Annotated in this window: 19 protein-coding genes; 11 read left to right on the top strand and 8 right to left on the bottom strand. The window is 61.2% G+C overall.

Features of this window, described 5'->3' with window-relative positions; all coding sequences use genetic code 11:
* Window positions 1-77 precede the first annotated feature (77 nt).
* Complete coding sequence (locus PH547_RS18450; RefSeq protein ID WP_104821716.1) at window positions 78-1,331, top strand: aminopeptidase; 1,254 nt, start codon at window positions 78-80, stop codon at window positions 1,329-1,331.
* 38 nt (window positions 1,332-1,369) lie between these two features.
* Here the strand turns inward: PH547_RS18450 and PH547_RS18455 are convergent, their stop codons facing one another.
* From PH547_RS18455 to xseA, 3 genes are all read right to left on the bottom strand, one after another.
* Window positions 1,370-2,479, bottom strand: coding sequence for an endonuclease/exonuclease/phosphatase family protein (locus tag PH547_RS18455; RefSeq protein WP_104821715.1), 1,110 nt, complete (start codon window positions 2,477-2,479; stop codon window positions 1,370-1,372).
* A 101-nt stretch (window positions 2,480-2,580) separates the two neighbouring features.
* Window positions 2,581-3,177 carry an NAD(P)H-dependent oxidoreductase gene (locus PH547_RS18460; RefSeq protein ID WP_104821714.1) on the bottom strand — a complete coding sequence of 199 codons (597 nt, stop codon included), beginning with the start codon at window positions 3,175-3,177 and terminating at the stop codon, window positions 2,581-2,583.
* The gene (xseA, locus tag PH547_RS18465; RefSeq protein ID WP_285169026.1) at window positions 3,177-4,793 is read right to left on the bottom strand and encodes an exodeoxyribonuclease VII large subunit; all 1,617 of its coding nucleotides are present in this window, start codon (window positions 4,791-4,793) and stop codon (window positions 3,177-3,179) included. Before xseA ends, PH547_RS18460 begins: the two co-directional genes overlap by 1 nt.
* A gap of 137 nt (window positions 4,794-4,930) precedes the next feature.
* On the opposite strand from xseA, the gene PH547_RS18470 reads away from it, so the two are divergent.
* Window positions 4,931-5,158, top strand: coding sequence for a homogentisate export protein (locus PH547_RS18470; protein WP_104821712.1), 228 nt, complete (start codon window positions 4,931-4,933; stop codon window positions 5,156-5,158).
* A 40-nt stretch (window positions 5,159-5,198) separates the two neighbouring features.
* On the opposite strand, the gene PH547_RS18475 is transcribed toward PH547_RS18470, so the two are convergent.
* The gene (locus PH547_RS18475; protein WP_285169027.1) at window positions 5,199-5,753 is read right to left on the bottom strand and encodes an RES domain-containing protein; all 555 of its coding nucleotides are present in this window, start codon (window positions 5,751-5,753) and stop codon (window positions 5,199-5,201) included.
* 102 nt (window positions 5,754-5,855) lie between these two features.
* Window positions 5,856-7,691, bottom strand: coding sequence for a hypothetical protein (locus PH547_RS18480; protein ID WP_104821711.1), 1,836 nt, complete (start codon window positions 7,689-7,691; stop codon window positions 5,856-5,858).
* 238 nt (window positions 7,692-7,929) lie between these two features.
* Here PH547_RS18480 and PH547_RS18485 point away from each other — a divergent pair, with 238 nt between their 5' ends.
* On the top strand, window positions 7,930-8,943 hold the full coding sequence (locus tag PH547_RS18485; RefSeq protein ID WP_104821710.1) for a glycosyltransferase: 1,014 nt from the start codon (window positions 7,930-7,932) through the stop codon (window positions 8,941-8,943).
* Window positions 8,940-9,326, top strand: coding sequence for a GtrA family protein (locus PH547_RS18490; protein ID WP_104821709.1), 387 nt, complete (start codon window positions 8,940-8,942; stop codon window positions 9,324-9,326). Before PH547_RS18485 ends, PH547_RS18490 begins: the two co-directional genes overlap by 4 nt.
* A gap of 104 nt (window positions 9,327-9,430) precedes the next feature.
* Here PH547_RS18490 and PH547_RS18495 read toward each other — a convergent pair whose 3' ends face one another.
* Window positions 9,431-10,417: a Gfo/Idh/MocA family protein gene (locus tag PH547_RS18495; RefSeq protein ID WP_285169030.1), complete on the bottom strand. Its 987-nt coding sequence runs from the start codon at window positions 10,415-10,417 to the stop codon at window positions 9,431-9,433.
* A gap of 315 nt (window positions 10,418-10,732) precedes the next feature.
* Here PH547_RS18495 and PH547_RS18500 point away from each other — a divergent pair, with 315 nt between their 5' ends.
* The 4 genes from PH547_RS18500 (at window position 10,733) to PH547_RS18515 (ending at window position 13,814) form a co-directional block, all read left to right on the top strand.
* Window positions 10,733-11,299: an isochorismatase family protein gene (locus PH547_RS18500; RefSeq protein WP_283048666.1), complete on the top strand. Its 567-nt coding sequence runs from the start codon at window positions 10,733-10,735 to the stop codon at window positions 11,297-11,299.
* The gene (locus PH547_RS18505) at window positions 11,296-12,288 is read left to right on the top strand and encodes a GlxA family transcriptional regulator (RefSeq protein WP_285169031.1); all 993 of its coding nucleotides are present in this window, start codon (window positions 11,296-11,298) and stop codon (window positions 12,286-12,288) included. The genes PH547_RS18500 and PH547_RS18505 overlap by 4 nt, the downstream gene beginning before the upstream one ends.
* A 112-nt stretch (window positions 12,289-12,400) precedes the next feature.
* Window positions 12,401-13,351 (top strand): aldo/keto reductase, encoded by a 951-nt coding sequence (locus tag PH547_RS18510; RefSeq protein ID WP_285169032.1) that lies wholly within the window; start codon window positions 12,401-12,403, stop codon window positions 13,349-13,351.
* Window positions 13,352-13,370: 19 nt separating this feature from the next.
* Window positions 13,371-13,814, top strand: a complete 444-nt coding sequence (locus PH547_RS18515; RefSeq protein ID WP_285169034.1) for a GNAT family N-acetyltransferase — start codon at window positions 13,371-13,373, stop codon at window positions 13,812-13,814.
* A gap of 50 nt (window positions 13,815-13,864) precedes the next feature.
* Here the strand turns inward: PH547_RS18515 and PH547_RS18520 are convergent, their stop codons facing one another.
* Window positions 13,865-14,482 (bottom strand): hypothetical protein, encoded by a 618-nt coding sequence (locus PH547_RS18520; RefSeq protein ID WP_285169035.1) that lies wholly within the window; start codon window positions 14,480-14,482, stop codon window positions 13,865-13,867.
* Window positions 14,483-14,652: 170 nt separating this feature from the next.
* Here PH547_RS18520 and PH547_RS18525 point away from each other — a divergent pair, with 170 nt between their 5' ends.
* Window positions 14,653-15,147 (top strand): YciE/YciF ferroxidase family protein, encoded by a 495-nt coding sequence (locus tag PH547_RS18525; protein ID WP_104821702.1) that lies wholly within the window; start codon window positions 14,653-14,655, stop codon window positions 15,145-15,147.
* A 42-nt stretch (window positions 15,148-15,189) separates the two neighbouring features.
* Here the strand turns inward: PH547_RS18525 and PH547_RS18530 are convergent, their stop codons facing one another.
* Window positions 15,190-16,083, bottom strand: a complete 894-nt coding sequence (locus tag PH547_RS18530) for a LysR family transcriptional regulator (RefSeq protein ID WP_285169036.1) — start codon at window positions 16,081-16,083, stop codon at window positions 15,190-15,192.
* A 136-nt stretch (window positions 16,084-16,219) separates the two neighbouring features.
* On the opposite strand from PH547_RS18530, the gene PH547_RS18535 reads away from it, so the two are divergent.
* The gene (locus PH547_RS18535) at window positions 16,220-17,215 is read left to right on the top strand and encodes an aldo/keto reductase (protein ID WP_104821700.1); all 996 of its coding nucleotides are present in this window, start codon (window positions 16,220-16,222) and stop codon (window positions 17,213-17,215) included.
* 450 nt (window positions 17,216-17,665) lie between these two features.
* The gene (locus PH547_RS18540; RefSeq protein WP_285169037.1) at window positions 17,666-23,173 is read left to right on the top strand and encodes an alpha-2-macroglobulin family protein; all 5,508 of its coding nucleotides are present in this window, start codon (window positions 17,666-17,668) and stop codon (window positions 23,171-23,173) included.
* The last annotated feature ends 7 nt before the right edge of the window (window positions 23,174-23,180 follow it).

A 23,180-nucleotide genomic window follows, 5' to 3' on the forward strand; every position in this document is an offset into this window, starting at 1 on the left:
ACAAAACGGCCTTCATTTCCGTCGCAAACAAGTCTAAGTCTGGGACCGTTCTTCCGATCCTCACACGCAGGTTTGCCATGACGTTCGCCTCCCCCAACCATCATCCCGTCGATCCCGCCAAGCTGGAAAAGCTTGCCGAAGTGGCCGTGAAGGTCGGGCTGCAACTGCAGAAGAACCAGGACCTGGTTATTACCGCGCCGGTCGTCGCGATGCCGCTGGTGCGGCTGATCACCCGCGAGGCCTATAAGGCCGGCGCCGGTCTCGTCACCACGTTCTATTCCGACGAAGAAACCACGCTTGCCCGCTATGAATACGGCCATGAGGAGAGCTTCGACCGCGCCTCGAGTTGGCTCTATGAAGGCATGGCCAAGGCCTATGCCAACAACGCCGCGCGGCTTGCCATTTCCGGCGATAATCCGATGCTGCTCTCCGGCCAGGACCCGGCCAGGGTCGCGCGTGCCAATCGCGCCAACTCCGCCGCCTACAAGCCCGCACTGGAAAAGATCTCCAATTTCGACATCAACTGGAACATCGTCTCCTACCCCAATCCCTCCTGGGCGAAGTTGGTCTTCCCGGACGATCCGGAAGGCATCGCCGTCGCCAAGCTCGCCAAGGCGATCTTCGCCGCCTCGCGCGTCGACGTGCCGGATCCGATCGGGGCCTGGGCTGAGCACAATGCCAATCTGCACAAGCGTTCGGCCTGGATGAACGGCCAGCGCTTCGCCTCCCTGCACTTCCAGGGTCCGGGCACGGACGTGAAGATCGGCCTTGCCGATGGCCACGAATGGCATGGCGGCGCCTCGGTCGCCAAAAACGGCGTCACCTGCAACCCGAACATCCCGACCGAAGAGGTGTTCACCACGCCGCATGCGCTGCGTGTTGAAGGTCATGTCTCCTCGACCAAGCCGCTCTCGCATCAGGGCACGCTGATCGACAATATCCGGGTTCGCTTCGAAGGCGGCCGCATTGTCGAGGCGAAGGCGTCGCGCGGCGAAGAGGTGCTGAACAAGGTGCTGGATACCGACGAAGGCGCGCGGCGCCTCGGCGAAGTGGCATTGGTGCCGCATTCCTCGCCGATCTCGGCCAGCGGCATCCTGTTCTACAACACGCTGTTCGACGAAAATGCGTCCTGCCACATCGCGCTCGGCCAATGCTACTCCAAGTGCTTCATCGATGGCGCGACGTTGAGCCAGGAGCAGATCAAGGCCCAGGGCGGCAATTCCAGCCTCATTCACATCGACTGGATGATCGGCTCCGACAAGGTCGACATCGACGGCATCAAGTTCGACGGCTCGCGCGTGCCGGTCATGCGCAGAGGCGAGTGGGCGTAAGTCATCAATACCTTCGTTTCGATGGAGCGAAGGTATTTTCAGATATCGAGATCCACCCATACGGCCGCATGGTCCGAGGCGCCCTGTTTTTCCGCCGTCAGCTCCGGATAGACGTCCCAGCGCTTCGGCCTCGATCCCGGCCATAAGCCCCTGCGGAAAACGCCACCGCCTTGAACCTTGTCGAAAAGCGTCGGCGACAGGAAAAGATAGTCGATCTTGTTGGTGGTGTTGCAGAGGCCATAGGTACCGGGATAGCCGCCATCATCGAAGTCGGGATGGGTAAAGGCATCCTTCAGGGTGCTGGTGGTCAGCGGCTTCAGCGGCTGGCTATCGGGATAGTCGTTGAGGTCGCCGATCAAGGCGACGTAATCGACACCTTCCGTCAACAGCGCCTCGTAGATTTCCCGCGCCCGCTTCGCTTGCGTCCTGCGGCGGGCATCGGAAACCTGCACGCCGCCATAGCCCTTGCTTTTGAAATGGTTGACCAAAACGACGAGCGTCGCGCCGGCGGGCGTCGTAACACGATATTCGGCGCAATCCCGCGAGAAGAGCAGCGAACCATCCGGCATGCGATCATCGACATGGCTGCGCATGAAATCGATCGGGAAATCTTTCCGCGTCATGAGACCGACATCGATACCGCGCTCATCATTGCCGTCGATCACCATGACATGCGCGAAAGGATCGCCGCCGACAGCCGGCACGATCAATGAATTGAAGGAAGAGAGTGCCGGCCGGCCTTCGACTTCGACAATACCCAGCACATCGGCATTGACATCGCCGATGACGCGCGCCGTGTTGCGCATCGCCTCTTCATCCACCGGCTCTTCGCGCAGCTCCAGCGAGCCGACCCAATCGGCGCGGCCATCGGCGATGACGACGACACCGCCCGTCTTCGGCCGCGTCAACAGCGCACCGCGATTGCGCCGAAGGAGAACGAAGGGACCGGTATCGCTTTTCTCCAGGCCAAGCTGGACGATCAGTTCCGTCATCCTTTTCCGGTCGGCGTCGTTATAGCTCACTTGGCCGAGCAGGCCTTCGAGTGCGGCGAACTTCTCCAAGATCGGGCGGCCTTCATCCCAGCTATCGAGATTCATCGCCTTGGCGCGGTCGAACAGGTTTTCGACGTTATAAGAGGCCAACCTCATCGTATGGCCCTCCTAAAAAAACATGGTGTTAGAATAACATACGTCGCCAAAACCGCATATCAGCCGAATTGATTGGTTGGATACCGGGAGGATTAGTTGGTTCAAAGCGAAAGGGCAGCCAGGGCATTCCTGACGCGTGCAAGATGGGCAAGACGCCCGGCTTCGCCGATCCGATCCATATCGTGCAGGGTCAACATACGGAAATCGAGCCGCTTTGAGCAGAAGGCGGCGATGCCACGTTTCAAAAGGCGGCGCACCGGATTGCCCATGTAGAGATGCACGATCCACCAGGGCGAACCAGTCGTCGTCAACGCCCAGAACAGGCGGATATTGCTCAATTGCGGCACAATGCGGCCGCCGGCAGCATCGTGGCGGAAAGCGACGCCGGGAGCGAAGACCCGATCGAAGAAGCCCTTGAGGATGGCCGGAAAATTGAACCACCACTGTGGAAAGACCAGCATCAGCCCCTCGGCCGCCTGCAGCCGGGCGACGATATTCTCGACGACGGAAGCGTCATAAGGCTCATCGAAATAACCGCGCCGCTCGACTTCGGAGAGGCGCGGGTCGAAATCCTCACGGTAGAGATCGAGCAGATCCACCTGATGCCCGCCGGCGACGAGAGTCTCCTCCGCAGTTTTCGCTACTGCAGCCGCAAAACTATCCCCAAGAGGATGGGCGAGCACGAGGAGGATGCGCATTAGAACAGGCTTCCCTGCTTCGGCGGATCGGCGGCATCAGCCGGTTTCGCGGCCCGCTTCTTCGGCGGCGGCGTGCCTTCCGGCGGCACCCCCGGCGATGCAGTGGCAGGGTTGTCGCCGGTGACGGCACCGATGCGGCCATCGGCAAATTCGATCGAGATCGCGGCGCCCGTGGCAAGCGCTGCTGCCAAAGAAACGGGCCGGTCGGTCGCGTCGCGCACGACGGCGTAGCCACGCTTCAGCACGTTCTTGTAGGAAAGCGATTGCAAAATCCGCTCCTGGGCCACCAACTCGCCACGCGCCCGCACGAGCTGATGGCGTATCGCGGTGTCGGCATGGCGGGAAAGATTGCCTAACAGATCGCGGGCGCGGCCGGTCTGCGCCGCCAGCCGCGACGGCAGCGTGGCGAAAACCGCATCGGCGCGGCCGATGCGGGCGCGGGCGCGATCGATCATCCGCTCGACGGTGCGCTCAGCGCGATTGATCCGCTCGCTCAGCATCTGCCTCCGCTCGGCGATACGATTCGACAGCACATCGGGCCGCAGATGCGCGGCGATGCGCTCGAAGGCGCGGCGCTTGTTGAGCGTGTTCATCTCCAGCCCACGGCCCAGCCCGGCGGCGGTCTCATCGAAGCGGCGGCGCGGCAGGGCCAGAAGCTGGTCGAGCGAGGGCAGCGCCCGAAGCAGGGCACGCACCGCCTGCCGACGCTGATCCATCTGCCTGCCCATACAGCCCTGCAGGCGGGCGGAAAGGCTTGCGAGCTGTGCCTCAAGTTCAGCCTTGACCGGCACGGCCATTTCCGCGGCTCCAGTCGGCGTCGGCGCCCGTACGTCGGCGGCATAGTCGATCAGCGTCCAGTCGGTCTCGTGACCGACGGCGGAGATCAATGGAATCTCGCTCGCCGCGGCAGCGCGGACGACCGCCTCGTCGTTGAAGCTCCAGAGATCCTCCAGGCTGCCGCCGCCACGGGCGACGATCAGCACGTCCGGGCGGGGAACGGCGCCCCCTGGTACAAATTCATTGAAGCCGCGGATCGCATTCGCCACCTCATCGCCGGACCCGTCACCTTGCACCTTCACCGGCCACACCAGAACATGCACGGGGAAACGATCGGAGATGCGGTGCAGGATGTCGCGGATGACCGCGCCGGTCGGCGAGGTGACGACACCGATGACCTTGGGCATGAAAGGAAGACGGCGCTTTCGATCCGCATCGAACAGGCCCTCGGCGCCGAGCTTGCGCTTGCGCTCCTCCAGCAGAGCCATCAGCGCACCAGCGCCTGCCGGCTCCAGCGTTTCGATGACGATCTGGTATTTCGAGGAGCCCGGGAAGGTCGTCACCTTGCCGGTGGCGATGACTTCCATTCCTTCCTCGGGGCGGAATTTCAGCTTGGAAAATGCGCCTTTCCAGATCACCGCGTCGATGCGGGCCCGGTCATCCTTCAGGGCAAAATAGGCGTGGCCGGAGGAATGCGGTCCGCGATAGCCGGAAATTTCGCCGCGCACACGCACCTGATCGAAGGCGCTCTCAACGGTGCGCTTGATCGATCCGGACAATTCCGAGACGGAATATTCCGCAAGATTCGTCGGCGAATCATTCTCAAAGAAGCTGCTCATACGGTCCTTTTATCGAAAGTCGCCGCAAATGCGGAGCCTATTCCTTCATCATGCGTTAACCCTATCAACAAAGCCTTTCTTAGCCATCCTCGTGCAATTCTGTGCAAACTTGTTTTTGGTAAAGAGGAGGTGGAGCGATGATATTCGTAACCGCCATGATCATCGGAATTGCGGCCGGCCTGCAGCGTTCGGCGATCGGTTCGATCCTGGGCGCGGCCTTGGTCAGCATCGCCTTCATGGCAGCCGTCGCCGCCTCCGTGGTTCCGCCGCCTCTGACGACATTGTTCGTTGCGCTCGGCGGTTACAACCTCGGCTTCATTGGTTATCTCATCACGCTCGACGTGCTGGAGCGTCGCCAGGCCTGATCCGGGCGCATGTGCGCAAAAGGGATTTACAAAGCTTTGGTTACAGACCCCACTTCGGGCCATCTTCCGACAAAGTAATCTCAACCGGATCACCGCTCACCTCGACAGATGGACCGCCGAGCGCATTCCAGCGAAACAGATTGAGATGCCAGCCACCGGGGATCATTCTTGATCGATCGATGATGCCATCGGCACCCGCCGCTCTGGCAGCATCGGCGGTGCGCCAGGACGGCGGCTCCTCGCCGGCAGCCAGTGCGGGGCGCCAGGGGAAATTGGAGGCATTCCGATCAATGCCGAGCCGTTCACACGCCTGCTGATCATGCTGATCGAGCACAAATGCGTCGCCGACCAACAACGGCACAACAACACGCCTCCGCCCGTCTTCGCGCATATAACCTGAAATCGCCATGACCGCCCACTCGGGGGACGCACTCATATAAAGGGCAGGCTGACCGAGCCGATGATAGCGGCCCGCGCTCCTCTCGTCCGGAGGATCGAGGACATGGTCGAGGCGTTCGACAGGGACAGAACGAAAGAAGCGCCCACTCACCTTGCGCAGGATGTTCGACGGTTCAGCGCGCGATTGTTCTTCCATGAAGATCCGTTGGTCCGACATACTAGATAACGCAGGCTATCGGCGATTTGTGACAGAGTCGCATCGGCTGCAATAGTCAGCCCACCTGCGATACGGGCACCCTCAATCCTGCGGCTTGAACCGGAAGAACTGCACGTCCGACTTCGCCGCCACTGGGATCGGTTCGAGATAGGCGGGCACATGCCCCTGGCCGAGTTGGGCGTAGAGCCCTTCCGGCTTCAGCTTGGAAACTTCTTCCACTTGCGGGTCGCTGGGGCAGAAGGCAAGCAATGTTACATGGGCGCCGCGCAGGAAGGCTTCTGCCTCTTTCGGCTCCGCAAGGCCGATGTGCAGCTCGGTCAGCATACCACCCTGGTTGCGATGATAAGGAGCCGACAGCACGCGATGCGGCGTGAAGCGCAGCATGGGCGAGCCCATGTTGGACGGCGCGGCAACGACGCCGGGATCGAGACTAGCGATCGGCGCCAGCGCGTCCTTTGAGGCGCATTCTCCCTTCTCTTCCGCATTGGCGACTGGAGCGGAGAAACTGTTTGCGATCCCGTTGTTGGCAAGCGCGCCGCCGACGGCCCAGACGGCGGGTACCGAAAGCAGCGTGGCGGCAACATAAAAGAAGGCCGCGCCCATATCTTCCGTGTCAGCGACGGAGATGCGACGAAGCTCGGCAAGCAGCAGCGCGAGCGGCGGAATGGCGAGCAGATTGGAAAACTCGGCTCCGCGCACCTGCACCAGCGCGATGATCCAATTGACGGCCACCATCGCCAAAAGGACGGCATGCAAGCGGGCACGCTCGCCGCGCATCATGCGGAAGATGCAGACCACGATCGCCATGAGGCCGGTGGCATAGAACGCGCCGAGCGAATCCGGCTGATGATGGGACAGGGTCAGGATCGACTGCGCCTCGGTGACGCTGTTCAACCAAAGTTGCACCAGCATCGGATCGAGATCGGCGAGCGGATTGCGCAGGCATTGGGGCGCGATCGCCAATGTCGTCGCGAAGACAACGGCGCCATTGGCCGCCAACACCGCCAGACGCCAGGGACGCGACAGGCGGCTGGCAAACAGCGCGGACAATAACAGGCCGGCGCCGCCGATGCTGATGATGCTATAGAAGCCGAGCGAGAGATTGTCGCATGTGACGTTGGAATAGAGATGCGGCGGCACCAGCGCGAAGAAAGCGGCGCTGACGGCGATCGTCAGCGTCAAGGCGAAGGCGCGGGCGGCGGGCGCGAAAATCTCGCCATCCCACGCCCAGAGCCCGGCAACAGCCATGCAGGCGACCGCGACGAACGGCGTGGTCTCCGCACCGATGCCGAGGGCGATGGCAAGGGCGATGGCCGCGATGACGAAATTACGCGGCCTACAGGTTTCGTCGGCCAGCATGGCGGCCGTGAGCGCGACAAGCCCGAGCTGCACATTGTCATGGTCGATGGAGCCCGGCTTGAAACGGCTCGACACCAGGATGAAGAGCGCCGTCAGACCGAGCGAGAAATGCATGCCTTCCGTGCTGGCGATGCGGCGTCCGGCTAGGCCCATGGAGAACATCAGCGGCAGCACGAGCAGCAGCGGCCAAACCGTAAGCGCTGCCGCCTCCGCGTTTTCCGGCGCAAGGAACAGTCGAAAGAAGGCAATCAGGCCAGCGATCGGCAGGTCGATGAAGCGCGACCAATGCATGAGCGTGCCGCCATCGAGGCCAAGGCGGTATTGCACCATGTCGAACCAGCCTTGGCCACCGAGAAAATCGCGTACTTCGACCAGGCGCATGATGTCGTCATTGTCGGGGCCGACATAGTCCGTGGCGTGACGATTGAGGATCAACAGCGCGGCGATGATGACGGCGCTGTAGATCAGCGAGACGAGCCATGGCTGCGACCAGCGCGAAGACGTCTTCTGCGTTACCGCCAGTGCCGATCCACGCGATAATCCCACCGCCTGCACCATTTCGAACCTCGTGTTTGAAGGACATGCAAGGGCGCCATGCTAACGGCTGCCGATCAAGAAAGGGTAAAGCAGGCCCACGCCGCAGCCGATATCACGATAATGTTCCCGCAGAGATCACAACCTGCCATTTTTCATCCTCAGCCATAGGGTCTTATTAACGCGCAGCGGGATAAGTTCTCATTCGAATTATCCGTCGGGGCCTCAAGTGAAAGTCATGCGTAGGAATTGGCCAGAGACCATGTGGAATGAGAACCTGAATATCGCCGTTCTCCTGCCCTGCTACAACGAGGCCGCAACCATCGGCCAGGTCGTACGCGGCTTTCGCGAGGCGCTGCCGAATGCCGGCATTTACGTCTACGACAACAACTCCACCGATGGCACAGCGCTGCATGCCATGCTTGCGGGCGCGACCGTCGTACGCGAGCGGCGTCAGGGCAAAGGCCATGTGGTGCGCCGCATGTTTGCTGATATCGACGCAGACATCTACCTCATGGCCGATGGCGACGGCACCTATGCGCCTGATGATGCCGAGGAATTGATCCGCACACTTCTGACCGAAGGCTCGGACATGGTGGTGGGCACACGCCGCGGCGTACATGACGATGCCGGCCGACAGGGCCATGCCTTCGGCAACCGGATCTTCAACTGGCTTTACCGCACGATCTTCGGCGCCGATTTCACGGATATCTTCTCCGGCTACCGCGCTTTCTCCCGGCGCTTCGTCAAGAGCTTCCCGGCTGTCTCCGGCGGTTTCGAGATCGAGACGGAAATGTCGGTGCATGCTTCCCGGCTGAAGCTGCCCGTCAGCGAATTGGAACTCGATTACGGTCGTCGGCCGGAGGGTTCGCATTCCAAGCTTTCGACCTTCCGCGACGGCTGGAAGATCCTCTGGATGTTCGCGATGCTGATGAAGGAAACGCGGCCCTTCGCCTTCTTCGGCATTTTGGGCGCCATGTTCATGGAAGCGAGTATCGGCTTCATGATCCCGGTCTTTGTCGAATATTTCGAAACCGGCATGGTCGCCCGCATGCCCACCTGGGTACTGTCGATGGCGTTGATGATGATTTCCTTCATGCTGTTCACAGCCGGACTGATCCTCGATTCCGTCGCTCGCGCCCGCGCCGAACAGCTTCGCATCCACTATATGAGCTTGGCCAAACCGCCATCGCGGCAGATTGGCGATGAGCAAACGCTCTATATGGCCGAACACGAAAAGCCGGCGAGCCGGAGGAAAAAGGCCAAGGCTGCATGAAGAAGCTCCTTCGCTTCCTGATCGCCGGCGGCATCGGCTTCGTGGTCGATGCGGGCGTGCTGCATCTGCTGCTCTGGTTCACGCCGTTCGGCCCCTTCGTCGGCCGAGCAATCTCGATCCCGAGCGCACTGCTCGCCACCTGGTTCCTCAACCGCAATTTCACCTTTGGCCGTTCCAACCGCTCGCTCGCGGCCGAAGGCTTCCGCTATGGTTCGGTCGGCCTGACCTCGGCATTGCTGAACTATGCCCTGTTCAGCTCGCTGCTCGTTTCCGCGCCAACCCTTAAGCCAATCATCGCGCTGATCCTGGCCTCGGCGGCGGCGACTGCGTTCAGCTTCTTTGGCTATTCACGCTTCGTCTTCCGCCACCGTCAAAATCCCTAGAGGACGATGACTTCCTTCGAATCGTCATCATGCTCTAGCTCTTTGATTTTGCATGATCTTATCCAAAAACCGCTGCGCACTTTTTGGGATCATGCTCCACCAGTTCAGACCGGCTCCCAGCCATCCTTTTCGCTGGCGCGATAAATGGCGTCGATGACCTTCTGATTGAGCTTCGAGCTTTCGAGCGTCACGACTTCTGCACCCTTGCCCATTGCGGCCGAGGCAAAAGCTTCCGCCTCGCGCTTGTACTGACGACTATCGGGGAAACGGAAGATCTGCGATTCCGAGTGGCCGCGATTGGTCAGCTCCAGCTCTTCGGCGCCATAGCGGTCGGCATTGAAGGGAGACTTCACCTCGATGAAACCGTCCGTGCCGTGGAAAACCATGACTTGGCGGGCAGCCATCTGCGTCGAGATATAGAAGGTCATTTCGAAATCGCCGAAATCGGCTTTGACGCTGGAATAGATGTCCGTGCCGAATTCCGGATCGCGCTCGGTGACCGCCTGGATGCGCAGGGGTTCGCGACCAGTGACGAAGCGGCTGCTGATCGTCGGATAGACGCCGATATCGGGCAGGCCACCGCCGCCGAGCTCGGGGATGTTGCGCATATTGCCGGCATCGCGGTTGAAATAGGTGAAGGCGCCCTGGATGTGCCGCAGCCGGCCAATGGCGCCGGCTTGCAGCAGCGAGCGGACTTTCTGCCAGACCGGCGTATAAGTAACCATATAGGCTTCCGTCACCAGCACCTTGTTGCGGTCGCGGGCAGCGATCAGGCTGTCGATCTCGTCGGCCTTCAGCGCAATCGGCTTTTCGCAGAGCACATGCTTGCCGGCATCGGCCGCCTTGATCGTCCATTCGACATGCTGCGAAGTCGGCAGCGGAATATAGACGGCATCGATCGTGTCCGAGGCGAGCATTTCCTCGTAGGAGCCGAAAGCATGCGGGACGGAGAAGCGATCCGCCATGTCGCGAGCGCGCCCCAGATCACGGCTGGCGATTGCCGTCACCACGCAATTTTCCGCATCCTGAATAGCCGGCACGACGAGTTCGCGGCCGATCTTGGCGGTCGACAAAATTCCGAAACGCAGCATGATTTTCCTCCTGGAGCACGATCCCGAAGCAAACAACCGCAGGGCGGCAAGCGCTGAGCGGCTTTCGAACAGGACCTTATGAAATTGATGGGTGGAACGAAACGATGGGTCGTCTCGCTCGCGACGAAACCGGGACCAACTCTATTCGGCACTTATCCAAGGCGCAATGGCATGGAGCAGCGTCAAGCCGAAAACTCGTTGCGCTGCTGGATGTCTCTATGGCCGGATTTGTCCTCATTTTGTCCGGCATTTGGCTTTTGAGGCTATCAAGGCGGGTCTAGCTTCGGTTATCCTTCAAACACAGGAGATACGAAAATGTCCCATGCCGACACCGCCTTGCTGGTCATCGATGTTCAGGAGTCCTTTCGTCAGCGCCCATACTGGCAAACCGATGATCTGCCGGATTTCGTCGACCGGCTACAGGCACTGATCGACGGAGCCAAAGCCCGCGGCATTCCGGTGGTCCAGATTTTCCATGTCGATGGCGACGAGCATTTCAGCCTGGCGAGCGGATATGTCCGCAAGCTCGAGGAGATTGCGCTGGAGGCTGACGCCGTATTTCACAAAACCCGCCATTCCGCGCTCGTGGGTTCCGGTCTCGACGTCTGGCTGGTGGAAAACGGCATCCGCAAACTGATCGTTTCCGGCATCCGCACCGAACAATGCTGCGAAACAACGACGCGCCACGCCTCGGACCTCGGCTACGATGTCGACTATGTCACCGAGGCGACGCTGACTTTTCCGATGACGCACGCCTCCGGCACGGTGTTCAGCGCCGACGATATCAAGAAGCGGACCGAGCTGGTGCTATCAGGCCGTTTCGCCCGCATCGCCACCGTGGAAGATACGCTTGCCGCCGCGACCACCAGGAGCGCTGCATGAACCAAACCGGCCGACACCTCCGGACCATTCCTGTCTATGTCGTACTGCCGCCCTATACGCTGCTGATGGATGTCGCCGGGCCGGTGGAGGTTCTGCGCCGCGCCAATATCGAACAGGAGGATATCCTGTTCGATTACCGTTTCATTGCTGCCCGGCCGACCCAGACCACTTCGATCGGCCTGACGCTTGCCGACCTGCTGCCGCTGCCCGATCGCGTTCCCGATGGTGCACTGGTTATCGTCTCCGGCAGCGTCACGCCGCCGGCTGATGCCGGCGACATCGATGAAGAGAATGAGCTCCTTGCCACCTGGCTAAGGACGGCAATCCGTCCGGGCGTCACCCTCATCACCATCTGTTCCGGGGCCGTGCTTGCTGCCCGCGCCGGGCTGCTCGAGGGCTATGCCTGCACGACGCATGCGGCGTGCATCGAGGAAGTTCAGCACCATGCCCCGACTGCGCGGGTTCTCGACAACCGGCTCTACGTCGAGGACCGTGAGCGCTATTCCAGCGCCGGCATCTCCACCGGCACGGACCTGATGCTGCACATCGTCTCGAAACTCACCTCGCCGGTGACAGCGTTGACCATCGCCCGACACATGGTCGTCTACATGCGCCGCACCGGCGCCGACCCGCAGCTTTCGCCCTGGCTCAGCGGCCGCAACCATGTGCATCCCGCCATTCACCGCGTTCAGGATGCGATCATGGCCGATCCCGCCCATGGCTGGTCGCTCGCGGAGCTCGCCGGTATCGGCGCGATGAGCGCGCGGCATATTTCCCGCCTGTTTCAGGAGCATGCCGGGCTGTCGGTAACCGCCTATGTCAATCTGATGCGCGTCACGCTCGCCCGCGATGTGCTCGCTAACTCGCGGCTGGATATGGAGCGCGTGGCGGAAAAATCCGGTTTCGCCTCGCCGCGGCATATGCGGCGCGTCTGGTCGAAGTATAATGAGCTGCCGCCCAGCCACTACCGACGATCGGCGGCCGAATAAAATAATCGTTAGTGGCATTTCCAATGGTAGAACGATAGCTTGCCGCGACGTCCCCTCCCCTTCCGGCCTTTTCCCCACGCCGGTTTTTGCTCAAGTGATTTGGAGAGCCATTATGGAAATGCGTAAGCTTGGACGAACTGATCTTTTCACCGCGCCGATCGTCTTCGGCGGCAATGTCTTCGGCTGGACGGCCGATGAGAGGACCTCCTACGCTCTGCTCGACGCCTTCTTCGACGCCGGCTTCAACACAATCGATACAGCCGACGTCTATTCAAGCTGGGTTCCGGGCAACAAGGGCGGCGATTCCGAGGAGATCATCGGCAAGTGGCTGAAGCAGGGCCGTGTCGCCCGCGACAAGGCCATTATCATCACCAAGGTCGGCTCGGAAATGGGTCCCGGCAAGAAAGGGCTGAAGGCGGACTACATCCTGCAGGCGGTCGAGGATTCGCTGAAGCGCCTACAGACCGACTATATCGACCTCTACCTCTCGCACTGGCCGGACCCGGAAACCCCGCATGAGGAGACGCTCGGCGCCTATGCCAAGCTGAAGGAACAGGGCAAGATTCGCCATGCCGGCTGCTCCAATCTCAATGCCGAACAGTTGCAGGCCTCCTTCGACGCCGCGGCCAAGGCTGGCCTGCCGCGCTACGACGTGCTGCAGCCGGAATATAATCTCTATGCGCGCGACAGCTTCGAAGGTCCGCTCGCGGACCTCTGCGTCAAGGAAGAAATCGGCGTCATCACCTATTTCAGCCTCGCGGCCGGCTTCCTCACCGGCAAATACCGCAGCAAGGCCGATACCGAAGGCCGGGCACGCGAAAACCGCGTCGCGACTTATCTCAACGACAAGGGTTTCCGCATTCTCGCTGCTCTTGATACAGTCGCGGCGGAAACCAAATCCACGCCGGCCGATGTCGCGCTCGCCTGGCTGCTGCGCAAACGGGGTGTTACCGCGCCGATCGCCAGCGCCACCAGTCTCAGCCAGCTCGACGCGCTGATCAATTCGGCAAAGCTTTCGCTTTCCGACGAAGCGATGAGCCTGCTCGACAAAGCCGGCGAATAACGTAGGCAGGAACAAAACGATGACCGTGGTGATCCGCGATGCCAAGCCTGAAGACGAAAGCCGCTGGCGCGAGCTCTGGGCCGACTATCTCGCTTTCTATGGCGTCGGCATCGCACCGGATATCACCGACAAGACATGGCGCCGGGTCTTCGATCCGGCGTCCGCCATCTTCATGCGCGTCGCCGAAGTCGATGGCGAGGTCAAGGGTTTCACGCTCTGCCTGACGCATGAGGGCACCTGGGTGCGTACGCCGGATTGCTATCTGGAAGACCTGTTCGTCGATGAAAGCGCACGTGGCCGGGGTGTCGGCCAGGCGTTGATGGATGACCTCGTCGCCCTCTGCCAAAAGAACGGCTGGGCGAGGCTTTATTGGCATACGGAAGAGAGCAACACGACGGCCCGCAAGCTCTATGACAGCTATGTCGAGAGCGACGGCCACATTCGTTACCGCATCAGTTTTTAGGGCTTGATCCCAAAAAGTGTGAAGCGGTTTTTGGATAAGATCATGCCCAGTCAAATAATCGGTTTCGGAAACCCTTCGTAGAGGGCCGAATGATCGCCTTGCCAATTTGCCATGCCGGGCTTGGTCAGCATGCCGCGCGGCGGGGCATAGCTCTGGATCGTCCGTTGCGGCCGCTCGTGCCATTGGATGTTGAAGGCCCACAACTTCGGGAAGAAGCAGAGCGAAGCGTAGGGCAGGTGATCGTGGATCCACCAGGCAAGCTTCTGCCAATCTCCCTCTTCGCGGCAATTGTCGATAAGCCACGGCACGACGATACAGACTGCCGCGCCCATGCAACCATAAAGATCGCGCATATCCCAAATATGATGCGTGGCGGTGTGGGCATTGGTCGAGCAATTGAAGCCGTTCCTGTTGCCGAAGGCATTGACCTCGGGCGCGCGGTAGCCTGAACGGATATGCAGTCGTCCGAAGGTCGCCTGCAGCGGCTCCAGCAGCTCCTCGCAAAGCCGGCTGCCGGTCTCGATTGCCAGATCAGGATCATCGGGGATATTCGGAATGCGATGGAAATCGGCGATCTCCGAGTGCAGGAAATCACGCAGGAAGAAATTCTTCGACAGCCGGACGCGGCCGAGCTCCTCCAGCCCCTTCATCGATCCCGGCTTCTTCATCGTCTCGAACCTCTCTCCGCCCGCGTGACTGGTACAGACACCTTATCTCACGCCGCCACCCCGAATTTTGTCAGCAGCGGGAACAATTGGGATTGCACTGGCTTCTGTAGGGGTCGCCGTCGAGCGGCATTCCAGAAAAATCAGGCTCTGACAACACGGAGAGAGAGATAATGGCCAAGGACAAGACGTTGGAAGATCTGTTCTACGATACACTGAAGGACATCTATTATGCCGAGCGGCAAATCGTTCGGGCACTGCCCAAGATGGCTCGCGCAGCGCAATCGCCGGATCTCAAGGCCGGCTTCGAAAAGCATCTGCAGGAAACCGAAGGACATGTGGAACGCCTGCAGCAGGTGTTCGAACTGATCGGCAAACGCGCGCAAGGCAAGACTTGCGAAGCCATCCAAGGGATCATCGCCGAAGGCGAAGAGATCATCGATGAGTTCAAGGGAACGCCTGCTCTCGATGCCGGGCTGATTTCCGCCGCGCAGGCCGTCGAGCATTATGAGATTGCCCGCTACGGCACGCTGCGCACCTGGGCGAACACACTCGGCCAGCAGCAGGTGGTGAAGCTACTCGACCAGACGCTGCAGGAAGAGGGAAATACCGACAAGATCCTCTCGAAGCTGGCGATGACCGCTGCCAATCAGAAAGCCGCAGCGTGATTGCCTCGTGGCAAGAGCGGCGGGGCCTGCCCCGCTGCTCTCCTATTGCCCGGTATATTTGAAGAAATCGATGAAGGCCCTGAGTGCCGGGCGCATCTGACGACGGCTGGAATAATAGATGCAGAAGCCGGGATAGGGTGCACACCAGTCCTCCAGCACGCGGATGAGCTTGCCCTCGGCCAGTTCCTGCTGCACGCGGATGTCAAACAGATAGGCTAGGCCGGCGCCATTGATCGCCGCCAGAACCGCAAGCCGGTCCTCGATCACGATCAAAGGCCCGTCGACGGCGACGATCAACTCACGACCGTCCTTCTCGAACTCCCAGCGATAGAGGGAGCCATCGGTAAATCGCCGCTTGATGCAGCGGTGATGGACGAGATCGCGCGGATGCAAAGGCTTCGGATTCTTGTCGAAATAGGCCGGGGAGCCGGCGATGACGGTGCGGATATCCGGCGAGACCTTTACCGCGATCATATCCCCTTCGATGCTCTCCTCCAGGCGAATGCCGGCATCGAAACCTTCCTTGACGATATCGCTGAAGCCATCCTCATTGGCGATCTCCAGCGTGATATCGGGATAGGTGTTCAGGAAATCGCCGAGCCGCGGGGCGAGCAGCAGGTCGGTCGCAAAACGCGGCGCGGTGATGCGAAGGTTGCCGGCCGGACGCCCGCGGGCGGCAAGCGTATCCTCCAAGGCAATATCGATCTGCTCCAGTGCCGGCGCCAGGCGTTCCAACAACAGCTTACCCTCCTCCGTCGGCGCCACGCTTCGGGTGGTGCGGGCAAGCAGCCGCACGCCGAGGCTTTCCTCCAGGCTGGAGACCGCATGGCTGACGGCGGAGGGCGCAATCGATAATTCCTTGCCGGCGGCGCGGAAGCTGCGATGGGCGGCAACGGCGGCGAGGACCGCCAACTGAGAGAGCTGGGTTCTGTTCATTGATCTAAATAATAGAACAGCCTATTTGGATTTGCATGCATTTTCATTCGTTATCGCCAGGCATAGTTTCTCGCTTGTCACGCGGCAGGCAATCATTGTCGTCGCGGCTCGGAATTAAGCTCAAAAGGATACGACTATGAAAACCCGCAAACTCGGCAAGGAACTTTCTGTCTCCGCCGTCGGTCTCGGCTGCATGGGCATGAGCTTCGCCTATGGCGCTACGGATGATAACGAGTCCGTCAAAACGCTGCATCGCGCCGTCGACCTCGGCGTAACCTTTTTCGATACGGCCGAGACCTACGGCCCCTTCACCAATGAGGTGCTGGTCGGCCGTGCGCTGAAGCCCGTCAGGGATCGCGTCGTCATCGCGACGAAGTTCGGCTTCAAGCTCGATCTGGAAAAATCCGGTCCGGCAGCGATGGTCGGCGTCGACAGCCGGCCGGAACATGTGAAAGAGGTGGCCGAAGCCTCGCTGAAACGCCTCGACACGGATGTCATCGACCTCTTCTACCAGCACCGCGTCGATCCGAATGTTCCGATCGAAGATACCGTCGGCGCCATGGCGGAGCTGGTGAAGGAGGGCAAAGTGCGGGCGCTCGGGCTTTCCGAAGCCAGCGCCGCCACCATTCGCCGCGCCCATGCCGTGCATCCGATTGCCGCCGTGCAGAGTGAATATTCGCTGTGGAGCCGCGATCCGGAGGAAGAGGTCCTTGCCGCCTGCCGTGAACTCGGCATCGGCTTCGTGCCCTATAGCCCGCTTGGCCGCGGCTTCCTGACCGGCGCGATCCGCAATGCGGACGAACTGGCAGCCGATGACTTCCGCCGCAATCTGCCGCGTTTCCAGGCCGAGAATTTCGACGCCAACGCCGCACTCGTCGCCAAGCTCGAAGCCCTCGCCAAGGACAAGGGCGTCACGGCGGCACAGCTCGCACTTGCCTGGGTGCTGCACCAGGGCGACGACATCGTGCCGATCCCCGGCGCCCGCAAGCTGAACCATCTGGAGCAGAATGCCGCCGCTGCCGACATCACGCTCTCGGCCGGCGAACTTCAGGAATTGAGCGATGTCATGCCGCTCGAGCTGGTGGCCGGCAAGCGCTATTCGGATGCCTCGCTGGCGATGACGAACCGGTAGGATCGTCAGCCATTCTCACGCAACATCGGCACCGGCGCCCCCTCGCCGGTGCCGATGAACAGGTGACACATCTATTCGATGACGAACTGAACGCGATCCTCAGCAGCCATCGTCATGAGGATGAAACAGACGCTCTGTAAAGGTCTGTACTGCGAAACAAGGTATCGACCTTCTACAAAATAAGCTTTTGATTTTTCTTTGCTTATCCGTGCCGAATGACATCTTCGCATGCGCAGTCCATTGCGAACTGGATGATTGGGCATTCCCATCGAGCATTCTGTCGAAAGCCTTGAAAAGCGTAGACTAAAGTAGCAATTTTTGATCGAAAACGTCACCTCAAATAGATCGGTATAGTCGAAATCCCACTTTTGCATCTCGACGCTCGGTTGACAAATTAGCCCGAAGTTTGAAGAGTGCGGCCAATCGAAACGGACAGCGTTGGGGGGACTTATGTCTAAGCGCGCGTTTATCGGACTTTCCGCTTTTCTTCTCGCCACCTTCGCTGCCTTGACGCCGGCGAGCGCCGCCGATACGAAGCGCCAGGTGGTCACCACACAGGATGGGGACTATTTCGGCTTCGATCTGCGCACCGAACAGAATGTCACGCTGGACCAGTGCTCGACATCCTGCATCGGCGACAAATCCTGCAAGGCCTTCACCTATAATCCCAAGGTGAAATGGTGCTTCCTGAAGTCCGATTTCAACCAGCTCAACAGTTTCCCCGGCGCTGTCGCCGGCAAGATCGTCGAAACGGCTGCCGCCAACGAGCCGGATATCGGCGCCGCACCCGCCCTCCCCTTCCTTTCCGACAATTTCGTACAGAGCGCGCGCGATGCGAAGAGCAGGCTCACGCTCGCCAATGAGTTGAAGGGACAAGGCGTCGAAAGCCTGACGGCGCTCGGCCGCATCGAGCTGACCTCCGGCAACGTCAACAATGCCTTGAACGCCTTCCAGGGCGCGCTGTCGCTTGCGCCTGACAATGGCGCGCTCTGGGTCGAGATGGCACGGGCCGCCAACACGATAACGAACGATACAACCGTCGCCACCCAGGCGGCTTACGCTGCTCTCAACGGCTATCAGCTTTCCCGCACGACGCGCAGCCGCGCCGACGCACTCGCCGTGCTCGCTACCTCGCTGCAGAATGCACAGAATTATCGCCAGGCGCTCAGCGCCTATAAGGCAAGCCTCGCTCTGGCCGGCTCCCCGACGATCCAGGCCGCCTATGACGATCTCAAAGCCCGGCAGGGCTTCCGTGTCACCGGCAACACGCTGGACAACGACAACGCCTCGCCCCGCGCCTGCCTGCAATTCTCCGAAAAACTGGTGAAGAGCGGCGTCGACTACACGCCCTTCGTGACCGTCAACGGCGCCGCCCCCAAGGGCGTCGACGCCAAGGACAACCAGATCTGCGTCGAAGGCCTCGAATTCGGCCAGCACTACAAGATTTCGCTGCGCCGCGGCCTGCCCTCCTCTGTCGATGAGAACCTTGCCGCCCAGGTGGACATCGATGTCTATGTCAAGGACCGCACCGCCTCGATCCGCTTCACCGGCGACAATTTCGTGCTGCCGTCGACGGCGCGTCGCGGCATTCCCTTGGTTTCGGTCAACACCACCACGGCCAATCTGAAGCTCTACCGCATCGGCGACCGCAACATTGCCCAGTTGCTCAGCAATTCGCAGTTCCTGACGCAGATGGACAGCTATAGCGCCCAGACCATCCAGGACACCAGCGGCGAACTGGTCTGGCAGGGTTCAATCGATATCCAGCAGGACCTCAACAAGGACGTCGTCACAAGTTTCCCGGTCGACGAGGCGCTGCCCAAGCGCAAGCCGGGCGTCTATGTCCTGACCGCCGTCACACCGAACGGCGGCCAGGAGTGGGATCCGCAGGCTACGCAATGGTTCGTCGTCTCCGACATCGGTGTCACGACCTATGCCGGCACCGACGGCTTGAACGTCTTCACCCGCTCGCTTGGCAGCGCCAAGCCGATCGCTGGCGTCGAACTGCAACTGCTCGCCAAGAACAATGAAATCCTTGGCACTGCGAAGACCGATGCGAACGGCCGCGCCACCTTCAGCGCCGGCCTGATGCGGGGCACGGCAGGCATGACCCCGGCCGTCATCACGGCGCAGAACGGCGACCAGGATTACGTCTTCCTCGACATGACCCGCGCCGGCTTCGATCTCTCCGACCGCGGCGTCACCGGACGCACGGCGCCGGGCGCGATCGATCTGCTCACCTGGACCGAACGCGGTATCTACCGCGCCGGCGAGACGGTACATGCCTCCGCTCTTGCCCGCGACGTCAGCTCGATGGCGGTCGAGAACCTGCCGCTCACCTTCGTCTTCCTGCGCCCCGACGGCGTCGAGGACCGCCGCATCGTCACCGACGGCGGCAAGCTCGGCGGCTACAATGTCGACCTGCCGCTACAGCAGACCTCGATGCGCGGCACCTGGACAATGAACATCTATACCGACCCGAAGGGTACCTCCATCGGCTCACAGACCTTCCTCGTCGACGATTTCGTGCCGGATCGCATCGAATTCGACATGAAGAGCGACGCGAAGGCGATCGAAGTCGGCCAACCCACACCGGTCAATATCGAAGGGCGCTACCTCTACGGCGCGCCGGCCGCGGGCCTAAGCCTCGAAGGCGAAGTGACGCTGAAGCCGACCCGCGAGAGCGCCGACTATAAGGGCTATGAATTCGGCCTCGCCGACGAGGGCGCCGGGCAGGACAACAGCGATAGCGACAGCAGCGGCGACAACAAGGCCGAAAGCTCGCAAATGCCGCTGGAAGACCTGCAGGCGCTGGACGAAGACGGCAAGACGACCTTCGACGTCACCATAGCCGACACGCCTTCGACCACGCAGCTCCTCAATGCCAACATCACCGTGCGCATGCAGGAGGCCGGCGGCCGGGCCGTCGAGCGCTCTCTGACGCTGCCGGTCAAGGCGGATGGGCCGCGGATCGGCATCAAGCCGGAATTCGACGGCGATCTCGGCGAAAATTCGATCGGCAATTTCCATGTCATCGCCGTCGACCAGAACGGCCAGAAGCAGGCCATGCAGGGCCTGACCTGGAAGCTGCTCAGTGTCGAACGCGACTACCAATGGTATCGCGACGGCAGTAGCTGGAAATACGAGCCCGTGATGTCGACCAAGCAGGTGGCCACCGGCACGGTCAACGCCACAACGGACGGCGCTAGAATCTCGGTGCCGGTGACCTGGGGCCGCTATCGGCTGGAGGTGGAGACGACCGATACGAACGGGCCGGAATCCAGCGTCGAATTCAACGCTGGCTGGTATGTCGCTTCCACCTCGACACAGACACCTGATGCACTGGAAATTGCGCTCGACAAGGACAGCTACCATGTCGGCGATACTGCCAAGCTGAAGGTGACCTCGCGTTACGCCGGCCAGTTGATGGTGACGGCCGGGTCCGAAACGCTGATCTCGGTGACCAATGCCGATATCGGCGCCACCGGCGGCGAAGTCGACATCCCCGTCACCGCCGATTGGGGCGCCGGCACCTATGTAACCGCCACCCTCTTCCGCCCCGGCGATGCCCAGGAAAGCCGCATGCCAATGCGCGCAATCGGCATCAAATGGGCGATCGTCGATCCCGGCGAACGCAAGCTGCAGGTCAAGCTCGATGCGCCACAGAAGACCCTGCCCCGTCAGCCGCTGACTATCGGCGTGCAGGTGGCGGGCGCGGGCGCCAACGAGGATGCCTATGTCACGGTTGCCGCCGTCGATGTCGGCATTCTCAACCTCACGCGCTACCAGCCGCCAGCCCCGGACGAATGGTATTACGGCCAGCGCCAGCTCGGCCTCGAAATCCGCGACCTCTACGGCCGCCTGATCGACGGCTCGCTCGGCGCCACCGGGCGGTTGCGCACCGGTGGCGATGGCGGACAGGCGGCCTTGCAGGCCAGCCCGCCGACGGAAAAGCTGATCGCCTTCTTCTCCGGCCCGATCAAGCTCGATGCCAGTGGCAAGGCCAATGTCAGCTTCGACATTCCGCAGTTCAACGGCACGGCACGCCTGATGGCCGTCGCCTGGTCGAAGGCCGGGATCGGCCATGCGACGCAGGATGTGATCATCCGCGACCCCGTCGTCGTCACCGCTAGCCTGCCGAAATTCCTCGCTCCGGGGGATAAGGCCAATCTCCGGCTCGATATCGCCAATACTGACGCGCCCGCCGGCGACTACAGGCTGGCAGTGACGGGCAACTCGGCCGTGACCGTGGATGCAAGCGCTGCGCAGCAGACGATCAACCTACAGACCGGCGGTAAATACAACATCACGCTGCCGCTGACCGGCGGACAGCCCGGCGACGGTACGGTTTCGATCAAGCTGTCGAATGCTTCCGGCATGTCGCTCGATCAATCGGTCGATATTCCAGTTCGCCCGGCGCAGCTACCAGTCACCGAACGGCGCGTCATCGCGCTTGCCCCCGGCAAGAGCCTGACAGTCAATGCCGACCTTTTGGCCGATAGCGTGCTGCCGGGCGCTTCCGTCAGCCTCAATGTCAGCCGCTCCAGCGCCTTCGACGTGCCCGCTTTGCTGATGAGCCTCAGCCGCTATCCTTATGGCTGCGCCGAGCAGACAGCCAGCAGCGCGATGCCGCTGCTCTATTTCAGCGATATGGCGATCAAGAACGGTCTTGCCGACGACGCTGAAATCCACAAGCGCGTTCAGGACGCAATCTATCGCGAAATGTCCTATCAGTCGTCGACGGGCAGCTTCGGCCTCTGGGCTCCGGGCTCCGGCGATCTCTGGCTCGACGCCTATGTCACAGACTTCCTGACCCGCGCCCGCGAGCAGAAATACACCGTGCCGGATCAGGCCATGGTGCAAGCACTGGAAAACCTGCAGAACTCCTTGAGCATCAACACCAACGTCAAGGACCAGGGCAACGAGATCGCCTATGCGCTCTACGTGCTCGCCCGCAACAAGAAGGCTTCGATCAGCGATCTGCGCTACTACGCCGACACCATGCTGAACGACTTCCCGACGCCACTCTCCAAGGCACATCTGGCGGCCGCTCTCGCGCTCTATGGCGATGCCCAGCGCTCACGCAACATCTTCGTCGATGCGCTGCAGATGTCGCAAAAGGCGGCGGTGACCAAGGTCAGCTTCGCTCGTTCCGACTACGGTTCGTCGCTGCGCGACGGCGCGGCCGTGCTGGCACTTGCTGCCGAAAGCCGCCCTGTGCCCCCGATCATTCCAGATCTGGCGTCGGTCGTTGCCAAGGAATGGCAGACCAAGACCTATACCAGCACCCAGGAACAAACCTGGATGCTGCTCGCTGCCCGCGCCCTGCAGAACGGCGATGACGGCCTGACGCTGGATGTCAACGGCGCTGCCCATAGCGGCGCTTACATGGCCCAAATGACCGGCGACGCCCTGATGGGACATCCGCTGACCGTCACCAACACCACACGCCAGCCCTTATCGGCCGCGGTGACTACGGTCGCCGCTCCGGTCGCACCACTGCCGGCCGGCGGCAACGGCTTCAAGATCGAGCGCAAGTACTACACGCTCGATGGCGAGGAGGCTAATGTCAGCCAAGCGCAGCAGAACGAGCGTTACGTCGTGGTGCTGCATGTTACCGAGGACACTGACTGGCCGCAGCGCCTTCTCGTAACCGATCTCCTGCCCGCCGGCTTCGAGATCGACAATCCGAGCATCGTCAACAGCGCCCAGCTTTCGAACTTCGACTGGCTCAGCGATATCCAGCCGGCCCATGTCGAATTCCGCAACGACCGCTTCGTCGCCGCTTTCGACCAGAGCACCGGCGCCGATCGTGATCTGACCTTCGCCTATGTCGTCCGTGCCGTTACCCCCGGCACCTACGATCATCCGGCCGCGAGCGTCGAGGACATGTATCGTCCGCAATTCTCGGCCCGCACGGCGATGGGCCGCATGGAGGTGCTGGCAGCACAGCAGTAAGAGCAGG

The sequence above is a fragment of the Rhizobium cerradonense genome (assembly GCF_030182455.1).
Lineage (GTDB): Bacteria > Pseudomonadota > Alphaproteobacteria > Rhizobiales > Rhizobiaceae > Rhizobium.

Excerpts from the sequence above, each read along its gene's own strand:
- PH547_RS18460 (WP_104821714.1), bottom strand. The coding sequence starts at position 3,177 with ATGCGCATCCTCCTCGTGCTCGCCCATCCTCTTGGGGATAGTTTTGCG.
- PH547_RS18510 (WP_285169032.1), top strand. The coding sequence starts at position 12,401 with ATGGAAATGCGTAAGCTTGGACGAACTGATCTTTTCACCGCGCCGATC.
- PH547_RS18540 (WP_285169037.1), top strand. The coding sequence starts at position 17,666 with ATGTCTAAGCGCGCGTTTATCGGACTTTCCGCTTTTCTTCTCGCCACC.
- PH547_RS18505 (WP_285169031.1), top strand. The coding sequence starts at position 11,296 with ATGAACCAAACCGGCCGACACCTCCGGACCATTCCTGTCTATGTCGTA.
- PH547_RS18500 (WP_283048666.1), top strand. The coding sequence starts at position 10,733 with ATGTCCCATGCCGACACCGCCTTGCTGGTCATCGATGTTCAGGAGTCC.
- PH547_RS18485 (WP_104821710.1), top strand. The coding sequence starts at position 7,930 with ATGTGGAATGAGAACCTGAATATCGCCGTTCTCCTGCCCTGCTACAAC.
- PH547_RS18475 (WP_285169027.1), bottom strand. The coding sequence starts at position 5,753 with ATGGAAGAACAATCGCGCGCTGAACCGTCGAACATCCTGCGCAAGGTG.
- PH547_RS18455 (WP_104821715.1), bottom strand. The coding sequence starts at position 2,479 with ATGAGGTTGGCCTCTTATAACGTCGAAAACCTGTTCGACCGCGCCAAG.
- PH547_RS18490 (WP_104821709.1), top strand. The coding sequence starts at position 8,940 with ATGAAGAAGCTCCTTCGCTTCCTGATCGCCGGCGGCATCGGCTTCGTG.
- PH547_RS18520 (WP_285169035.1), bottom strand. The coding sequence starts at position 14,482 with ATGAAGAAGCCGGGATCGATGAAGGGGCTGGAGGAGCTCGGCCGCGTC.
- PH547_RS18450 (WP_104821716.1), top strand. The coding sequence starts at position 78 with ATGACGTTCGCCTCCCCCAACCATCATCCCGTCGATCCCGCCAAGCTG.
- PH547_RS18480 (WP_104821711.1), bottom strand. The coding sequence starts at position 7,691 with ATGGTGCAGGCGGTGGGATTATCGCGTGGATCGGCACTGGCGGTAACG.
- PH547_RS18530 (WP_285169036.1), bottom strand. The coding sequence starts at position 16,083 with ATGAACAGAACCCAGCTCTCTCAGTTGGCGGTCCTCGCCGCCGTTGCC.
- xseA (WP_285169026.1), bottom strand. The coding sequence starts at position 4,793 with ATGAGCAGCTTCTTTGAGAATGATTCGCCGACGAATCTTGCGGAATAT.
- PH547_RS18525 (WP_104821702.1), top strand. The coding sequence starts at position 14,653 with ATGGCCAAGGACAAGACGTTGGAAGATCTGTTCTACGATACACTGAAG.
- PH547_RS18535 (WP_104821700.1), top strand. The coding sequence starts at position 16,220 with ATGAAAACCCGCAAACTCGGCAAGGAACTTTCTGTCTCCGCCGTCGGT.
- PH547_RS18495 (WP_285169030.1), bottom strand. The coding sequence starts at position 10,417 with ATGCTGCGTTTCGGAATTTTGTCGACCGCCAAGATCGGCCGCGAACTC.
- PH547_RS18470 (WP_104821712.1), top strand. The coding sequence starts at position 4,931 with ATGATATTCGTAACCGCCATGATCATCGGAATTGCGGCCGGCCTGCAG.
- PH547_RS18515 (WP_285169034.1), top strand. The coding sequence starts at position 13,371 with ATGACCGTGGTGATCCGCGATGCCAAGCCTGAAGACGAAAGCCGCTGG.